At 42.0% G+C, this 9,082-nt stretch carries 7 protein-coding genes; all 7 read left to right on the top strand.

From position 1 onward, the window contains the following. Window positions 1-160: 160 nt before the first annotated feature. The 7 genes from RIC88_RS08625 (at window position 161) to RIC88_RS08595 (ending at window position 9,081) form a co-directional block, all read left to right on the top strand. Entirely contained in the window at window positions 161-283 is a 123-nt protein-coding gene (locus RIC88_RS08625) for a hypothetical protein (protein ID WP_350217134.1), read from the top strand. Window positions 284-592: 309 nt separating this feature from the next. Continuing rightward, on the top strand, window positions 593-1,231 hold the full coding sequence (locus tag RIC88_RS08620; RefSeq protein WP_350217133.1) for a response regulator: 639 nt from the start codon (window positions 593-595) through the stop codon (window positions 1,229-1,231). A gap of 135 nt (window positions 1,232-1,366) precedes the next feature. After that, on the top strand, window positions 1,367-2,224 hold the full coding sequence (locus RIC88_RS08615) for a CheR family methyltransferase (protein WP_350217132.1): 858 nt from the start codon (window positions 1,367-1,369) through the stop codon (window positions 2,222-2,224). Further along, window positions 2,224-2,820, top strand: coding sequence for a chemotaxis protein CheB (locus tag RIC88_RS08610; RefSeq protein WP_350217131.1), 597 nt, complete (start codon window positions 2,224-2,226; stop codon window positions 2,818-2,820). Before RIC88_RS08615 ends, RIC88_RS08610 begins: the two co-directional genes overlap by 1 nt. Then, window positions 2,810-6,316: a response regulator gene (locus RIC88_RS08605; protein WP_350217130.1), complete on the top strand. Its 3,507-nt coding sequence runs from the start codon at window positions 2,810-2,812 to the stop codon at window positions 6,314-6,316. The genes RIC88_RS08610 and RIC88_RS08605 overlap by 11 nt, the downstream gene beginning before the upstream one ends. Before the next feature lie 10 nt (window positions 6,317-6,326). Continuing rightward, complete coding sequence (locus tag RIC88_RS08600; RefSeq protein ID WP_350217129.1) at window positions 6,327-7,475, top strand: sensor histidine kinase; 1,149 nt, start codon at window positions 6,327-6,329, stop codon at window positions 7,473-7,475. After that, window positions 7,468-9,081, top strand: coding sequence for a sensor histidine kinase (locus tag RIC88_RS08595; RefSeq protein ID WP_350217128.1), 1,614 nt, complete (start codon window positions 7,468-7,470; stop codon window positions 9,079-9,081). Before RIC88_RS08600 ends, RIC88_RS08595 begins: the two co-directional genes overlap by 8 nt. Window position 9,082 lies beyond the last annotated feature (1 nt).

The raw sequence follows: 9,082 nt of genomic DNA, 5'->3' as shown, positions 1-9,082 counted from the left end.
TGGAAGTGCGAGGGAAAAAAGGCGTGGAGTCTTTCTTATTCGAAGAGATTCCACGGCTTCCAACCCACTATCAGCCCAGTGAGCCTCTGAATGACGGTTTTTTGTTGGTTTTAAAAATGCTTACGTCGAACTCAGGTTAATATAAGTCAAAATAAACGTTATGTCGAAAAAATTACGACATAATTATGGTAGTATTTATGATTTTGTAATCGCTGCATTACTACCAATTAACGATTTAAAACTTATCTACTTTGAGCCTTCCATCAACAAGAAATCTCAATGAGAAAAGTAGCGTACGTCCGTTTCAAAAATTCCAAACACCTAAAAAGAGGATCAAGCCAATGCAAGGTCCGCTAATCCAATCTTAATGTAATCATTACGGATACGATTTTCGCATTCATTCCAAGAGGCGTGCAAAAAGACGCTTTCTGAATCGGGTGTGACTTTTATACATCCTGATTGATGCAACACGCTCAATTACCCTTTCTCTATGCATGCTGGGATGAAAGAAAAAGCCAGGATGACCGGCGGATAATTAGAAGTACAGAGTCTATAAAAGCAAATTCACAAAAATTGAACTTCACCAAACCATATGAATGATGGCATCAAAATATTAATTGCAGATGACCATTCGACCATCAGAACGGGGTTAAAACATATTCTTTCTCATGCTTTCTCTAATGTTACTTTTGGTGAAGCGATTACTGGTTCTGAAACGCTAAAAAAAATATCCGGGGGCGACTGGGATTTAGTTATTCTGGATATAAATATGCCGGGAAAAGACGGATTGGAGGTTCTCACTGAAATTAAGGAAAATGATTATAGCGTACGTGTGCTTATATTAAGCATGTATACCGAAGACCAATTTTCTGTCAGGTGTATTAAAGCGGGAGCCTTTGGGTATCTTTCAAAAACCGCGGACGATAAACAAATAGTTGAAGCAGTTCAAACCATCTTGAATGGAAGAAAATATATCAGTCCGGATGTAGCCCAGCTCTTATCCATTGAATTGGTACAGGGTCATGAGGGTCAGCCTCATGAGTATCTATCGGATCGGGAGCTACAGACTTTTCTAAAAATAGCCGTTGGCAAATCTGTAACTAAAGTAGCTGATGAACTAAATCTCAGTGTAAGTACAGTCAATACTTATCGATTCCGTGTTTTCAAGAAGATGAATGCGAAATCCAACGCCGACTTAATCAGATACGCACTGGATAACAAATTGATCTAATCAGGGTCCTTTACGTTATGTCGTAAAATTTACGACATCATTATAGCAGTATTTATGATTTTGTAATCGCTGTTTTACTACCAACTAACGTTTTAATACTTACTATTTTGAGAATTCCTTTAATAAGAATTCTTAATGAAAAAAGAGAGCACACCTGTTTCAGAAATTCCAAACCTGGAAAAAGAGGACAAAGCTATCGAAGAGCTAATCCTGTCTTTGTTTGATATATACGGATATGACTTCCGAAATTATTCCAAAGCACACGTAAAAAGGCGTGTTCTTAACCGGATGCGCCTGTTGTACATGGACTCAATTGATGAGCTTAACCAACTGGTGGTCACGGAAACAGAAATAGCCTACCAGCTAATAGGGGATTTGAGCATTACAGTGACAGAAATGTTTCGTGATCCTGAATTTTATGTCACAATCCGAAAGGAAATCATCCCACTCCTCAAGACCTGGTCATACCTGAGGATATGGCATGCCGGATGTAGCACAGGAGAGGAGGTATACAGCATGGCTATTTTACTGAAAGAAGCCGGGTTACTTAATCGCACCCAAATCTACGCGACTGACTTTAATCAGGAAGCATTGAAGCGTGCTGATGACGGTATTTATGCATTCAAAGACATACAAAAGTATGCAGTCAACTATCGCACTGCCGGAGGAGAGGACGAGTTTTCTAAATACTATAGCGCACAATACGATTCTGCCATAATCAATAAAGAGTTGAAAGAACGAATAGTTTGGGCGGATCATAACCTGGTGACTGATTCTGACTTTGCTGAAGTGCACTTGGTCTTTTGCAGAAATGTGCTCATCTACTTCAATAGGGAGCTGCAAAATCGGGTGCATGAGACTCTTTTCAAAAGTCTTGTCAGAGGAGGAGTCCTGTGTCTTGGTAACAAAGAAAACATTCGGTTTACTGAATATGAAAATCATTATGATGTGATCAGTAATAAACATCGGATTTATAAAAAGAAATACAGCTAATGGAGGATTGTAAGAGTAGGCTTATAGTGGTTGGTATGTCTGCGGGCGGCATGAAGTTGCTTGTGACCTTGCTTCAGGCTTTGCCTGCAGACTTCACCATACCAATTGTATGTGTTATGCACTTGTCAGAAGATACCGGTGATAGTTGGGTTAACCTGATGAATAACAAAACACCCTTGACTGTAAAAGAGGCCGAAGAGAAGGAAACCATACAAAACGGAACCATTTACCTGGCTCCACCGGGTTACCATCTTTTGATTGAGGGAGATCGGTCGTTTACACTTACCTATGATGAACGGGTCAACTATGCAAGACCTTCTATTGATGTCACCTTTGAAACAGCAGCTTATTCTCTCGGCAATCAAGTCATTGGTTTTTTAGGAACCGGGGGCAATTCAGACGGAGCAAAAGGGCTATTGAGGATTAAAGAGCGTGGTGGTTACACCATGGTACAGCAACCTTCATTTGCAGAATTTCCTGCCATGCCCGAGTCGGCACTGCAACTGTTTGAGCCGAATAAAATAGTGACTGTGGAGGGTTTGATAAATCAGCTTTTAGCGTTTGATGAACAATATAAACTAGTCCATGAAAGTTAATTCCAAATCCATTGGTGGAAGAATAGGTGTCGGCTATTTTTTGATGACTTGTGTAGTGGTCATTGTAGTTTTGACTTCTTTGTTCATCAGTCGGCAAGCAAAAGACTCTGCCAATCAACTATTTAATTTAAGAGCACCCACAGCAAGAGCAAGCTTAAAGGCAGTAACAGGTATTAACCATGCAAGCTCTGCTTTAAGAGGCTGGATTATCCTGCAAGATTCACTTTATATAGATGAACGATCAAAAGCCTGGAATGATGAAATATTTCCGGCTTTTGAGGAAATGGATCGTCTTTCTGAAGGGTGGACAAACCCCGAAAATAGTAAGCGATTTTTACGCGCCGGCAGACTTCTCACTCAGCTTGAAAACCATCAAAATGAAATTGAAAACCTGTATTTGATTGATCCTGAGAGAGCCAGGGAAATACTTGCAGAAGAAGCTTCTGATGTGGCCCTTGAAATAAAAGATTTACTCTCAACAATGGCAGATAATCAGCAAGAATTGATGGTGGCTGATTTCGGTTTGCTTGTTGACCAAATGAATACCCTTGTTATAAGTGAATGGTCTGCACTTCTTGTGGGGGCATTCCTATCTATACTATTGGGATTTATCGTGACACGCAGCATAACCCGTCCGGTCAATGATGCCGTGGGAGTAGCCAACGAAATAGGTAGGGGCAATCTGGATACCGAAATAAATGTAGGAGGGCTTACCGAATTGGACCTGCTCGGTAATTCGCTAAGAGATATGAGGGACTCTTTGATCCGTAGGAAGAAAGAAAGTGAACGGTATGACTGGCTCACTACAGGTCACAATCAGATGTACGAAGCGATGCGTGGAGAAAAAGATCTCGTCCAGCTTTCCAATGACACCATCAAGTTTATTGCTGAATACACCGATTCTGACATAGGTGCCTTTTATCTATTGAATGATGATTCCAACACTCTAAGTCTACAGGGAACGTATGCCTTAGATGAAAATGGGGATAATCTCAGTTATAAGATGGGGAAAGGGCTGGTGGGTCAGGCAGCTGTATCGGGAGAAATTCAGGAGTATTCTAATCTTGATGAGGTATCGCTGAGAAAATCTTCAGCTATCATAGAGGCAGCTCCTAAAAATGTAGTGATTGCACCTATCCGCTTTAAGGATCAGATTCTTGGGGTCATCGAAATAGGCAAAGACCAGAGGTATTTAGATATCGAAAAGGAATTTCTGGAAGCTATTTCCGAGAGTGTGGGTATCACGATAAGTTCTGCCATTGCGAAAGCCAAGGTACAGGAGCTTCTGGAAGAAACCCAAAGACAGAGTGAAGAGCTGCAACAGCAACAGGAAGAACTGCAGGCCTCCAATGAGGAGCTGGAGGAGCAAACCCTGAAGCTGAAAGAGCAACAGGAGGAGCTACAGGCATCCAATGAAGAGCTGGAGGAACAAACACAGATTGTAGAACAAAAGAATCAGGATCTGGAAACGGCCAGAACTGATATTGAATTAAAAGCTAAGCAACTAGAGATTAGCAGTAAGTATAAAAGCGAGTTTCTGGCCAACATGAGCCACGAGCTTCGTACGCCGCTCAATAGTCTTTTGATTCTCGCTAAAGATCTGAAGGATAATAAAGGCAATAACCTCAGCGAGGATCAAATTGAAAGTGCTGAGATTATATTGAAAAGTGGGCAGGACCTACTGAACCTGATCAATGAAATACTGGATCTCTCGAAAATAGAAGCGGGAAAGATGGAGTTGAATGCTTCCCAGTTTACTATCAATGAGCTTGTCAATGAACTCAAAAGAGGATTCGATAAGCAGGCGAGTATGAAAGGGTTGGATTTTGAAATCGAAGTAGATGCTGCGTTACCCGAAAATATTGCGACGGATAAACAGCGCCTGGGTCAGGTACTGCGAAACCTGATCTCTAATGCCATCAAGTTTACGGAGAAAGGGAAAGTGGCTGTGAAATTCAAATCTTATTCTGATATACACATGGCTGTCTCTGTGACTGATACAGGTATTGGAATTCCGAAGGATAAACATCAAGTGGTGTTTGAAGCTTTTCAGCAAGCTGACGGGGGCACCTCGAGAAGATTTGGAGGAACAGGTCTGGGGTTATCCATTAGCAGGGAGTTGGCAAAATTGCTAAACGGGAAACTGGAACTTAAAAGTGAGCCGGGAGAAGGGTCTACGTTTACTTTCATATTCCCGATGAATGTTGCCGTATCTACTTATGTTGATCACATTCCGGATAGAAAAGAGTCATTAATTATCCCCTCAAATGGAAGCGAAACCGAATATGACATCAAGGATGACCGGCAGGAAATCTCAGGCAGAGACCATTCAATCCTGATCATAGAAGATGATGAGGATTTTGCCAATATTGTGGCAAAGCAGGCAAAGGGAAAAGGATTTAAATACCTGCTTGCTCATTCCGGTGAGTCTGGAATAAGGCTGGCACGTGATTTTCAACCAACCGCAATCATCCTGGACCTTCAACTACCGGGAATAGATGGACAAACAGTACTTAGGGAACTTAAGTCCGATCCTAACCTCAGACATATACCCGTTCACATCATTTCAGCAGAGGAGAAGCGTCTGGATCTCTTTAAGCTCGGTGCGGTAGAGTACATCACTAAGCCGGTAAAAAAAGAGCAGCTAAATCAGGCGTTTGAGCGTATTGAGAATTTCGCCAACCGCAAGATGAAAAATCTCCTGGTCATCGAGGATGACAACAACTTGCGACGGTCTATCATTAAGCTCATAGGTAATGGAGATGTACAGTGCCTGGAAGCCAGCTCGGCAGCTGACGCATTGGAGGTTTACAAAAACGAACAGGTGGATTGCATGGTGATGGACCTTGGACTCCCGGATATGAGCGGATTTGAGCTCATTAAAAAAATGGAAGGAATAAAGCAGGGTCAGGTTCCGCCAATCATCATCTACACTGGTAAAGAGCTAACCAAAAAACAGTCACAGGAACTGGAGCAATATGCCGAAACAATTATTGTAAAAGGTGTGAAAAGTGAAGAGCGTCTGTTGGATGAAACCGCTTTGTTTCTTCATAGAACAGTAAAGAACCTGCCTCCCCAAAAGCAAGAGATTATCACCAGTCTGTACGACAAGGATAAAGTTTTTCAGGGAAAGAAAGTGCTTGTAGTAGATGATGACATGCGCAATGTGTTCGCTTTGTCCAAGGTATTGACTGAGCGCGGATTTGAGATCATAAAAGGGGACACAGGTAAAGCAGCGCTTGAACAGTTGAAACACCATTCTGATGTGGATATAGTGCTGATGGATATTATGATGCCTGAAATGGACGGATATGAGTGTATGCAGGAGATCAGAAAACAGAAAAAGTTTAAGGAGTTGCCCATCATTTCACTAACAGCAAAAGCCATGAAGGACGACCGTCAAAAGTGCATTGATGCGGGAGCCAGTGATTATATAAGCAAACCGGTAGATGTAGACAGACTATTGTCGCTCATGCGGATTTGGTTATCAAAATAATAAGAAAGCTATGGAAGAAATTATTACAGATGCAGATTTAGTGATTGCGGGAAGGAACCTGGATAAACCCAATATCCTAATGGTTGACGATCGGCCGGAAAACCTGGTGGCCTTGGGGAGGCTGCTAGGTGACCTGCCGGTCAACCTTTTCAAGGCAACCAGTGGAAATGAAGCGCTTCGATTGACCCTTCATCATGATTTTGCATTAGCCCTGCTGGATATTCAAATGCCGCAGATGGATGGGTATGAACTGGCTGAATTTCTAAGGCAGGAAGAAAAGACCCAGCATATGCCCTTCATTTTCATCTCGGCCATTTACACGGATAGCATAAATATCTTCCAGGGATACGAAAAAGGCGCATTTAGCTACATTACTAAGCCCTTTGAGCCGGAAGTCTTGCTAAATAAGGTACGCTTCTTCATAGAGAAGCACCAACAGGAAGTAGCCCTTAAAGAAAACACCCGAAAGCTCCAGGCCATGAATGAGGAGCTGGAATCCTTTAGCTATTCTGTTTCACATGATTTGAGAGCTCCTTTACGTGCCATTGATGGATTTTCAAAGGTTCTTCAAAAGAAGGCAAGTGACCAACTGGACGAAAGCAATTTGGGACACTTAAATACCATTGTGGAGAATGTGGATAAAATGAAGAAGCTGATCGATGATATGCTTGCGTTCTCCAAAATGTCCCGACAAGAGCAGAAAACGAGTGTCTTTGATCCTAAACAGCTGATCGAAGAAGTATTTGAGGAAGAAAAGCAGGTGGTCAGTAATTCAAAGGTTGAAATTAGCATTGGTGAGATTCCTCGGATCGAAGCAGACAAAGATCTCATTCGACAGGTTTTTAATAACCTGATAGGGAACGCGATCAAATACAGCTCTACGAAAGAAAACCCCAAAATAGAAGTGGAGGGAAAGAATGAAGGTACTGAAACGATTATCAGCATAAAGGATAATGGGGTTGGTTTTGATGAGGAGTATGCTGACAAGCTATTCAAGATATTCCAGCGACTACATGATGCAGACGAATTTGAAGGTACCGGAGTGGGGTTGGCCATCGTCAAAAAGATCGTTGACCGTCATGGTGGAAGGGTCTGGGCAGAAGCTGAATTAGACAAGGGAGCGACATTCTACATAGCATTACCTAAGTACGATGATTAACACTGATGAGAAAATAGAAAAAGGTTTAAATCCCGTCTTCGACGAGGAGGATTTGCAGGCATTGTGCGCCTACGATGCTTTTCTGGATAAGCATCATGAAGAGATCAGTGCGAACCTTCGGGAGGGACTTAAGGACGACCCGGTATTGGGCCCAATCATTAGCAGTCAAACGGAAGAGGAACGTCAGGAGCAGGAAGAAATATCCAGGAGGCTGCAAAAAGCAGCCATTCAGGAAGGGGAGTGGGAGCAGTACACGAATCTATTAAGAGCTCAGGCGATTGGGTATGCGAAGGCCGGATTAGGATTTTCAGATTGGGTTCGTGTTGTGATGTTGTACCGGGATTATGCATTGGAATTTATTAAAACTAAATCTCATGAGAGCATTGAAACCATATTAGAGATTGTTGATGGACAGAATAAACTAATAGACTATGCTTTAAATGTCATTGGGAGTTCGTTCATCGATGAATTAAGGGAGAAGTATGAACGAAAATCTCAGCAGTTAGAACTCGCATTGAGTGTTGGAAAAATTGGTGTGTGGGACTGGGACATGAAGGAAAACCATATCGTATGGGATGAGACCATGTACAAGCTGTATGATCTCAAAAAAAGCGAGTTCAAAAATAAGTATGAAGATTTTGAAAAACGGGTACATCCTGATGATCGCGAGAAGGTAAGCAACGCGGTTACCAGGAGCATTGAAAACCGTGAAGATTTCACCTCCGAGTTTCGGGTAATACACAGGGACGGGTCATTGCATTATCTAACCGGGCGAGGAAAAATTATTTATGGGGATGATGGTTTCCCTATTCGGATAACGGGTATCAATATGGTTATTACTGAGATAAAGCAAGCTGAAGAGCGTCTTGAAAAATTTAATGAGGAGCTGGAAAAGCAAGTCAATGTTCGCACGAAGGAATTACGAGAAAGTAACAAAGAGCTTGAGGATTTTAGTTACACCGTATCACACGATTTACGAGCGCCCATTCGTGCTATCAACGGCTTTAGTACGGTACTTGACAGGAAACTAGATGGCCGCTTGGATGAGCAAGAGCAGCATTATTTGTCTGCTATACTGGATAACGTGTCTCAAATGGGTCACCTGATCGATGACCTGTTGGAATTTTCTCGTGTAGGCAGAATTGAAAACCGATTTGTAGATTATGACATGAACCTACTTGTGGAGCAGGTTTTTAAAGCACAAACACAGACACACGGAAGTGAGGAAATTAGTTTTAATCTGGATCCTTTGCCCAATGTATTTTCAGATCGTGAAATGATAAAGATTGTATGGAACAACCTCATTGAGAATGCAATAAAATATTCTCGAGACAAAGGGAAGATCACGATATCCATCAGTGGTGAAGAACTATCGGGAAAGGTCATTTATAAGGTGGAGGATAATGGTGTGGGGTTTGAGATGGAATATGTTCATAAAGTTTTTGGCATTTTTCAGCGGTTGCACGACAAAGAAGACATAGAAGGAACAGGTGTAGGACTTGCCATTGTGCATCGAATCGTCCAACGCCATGGAGGTGAGGTGTGGGCAGAATCTAAATTAGGCAAAGGATCAACATTTTATTTTTCAATACCAAAGAACACATAGC

It is taken from the genome of Ekhidna sp., assembly GCF_040220215.1.
Lineage (GTDB): Bacteria > Bacteroidota > Bacteroidia > Cytophagales > Cyclobacteriaceae > Ekhidna.
This window is presented reverse-complemented; position numbering and strand designations above follow the sequence as displayed.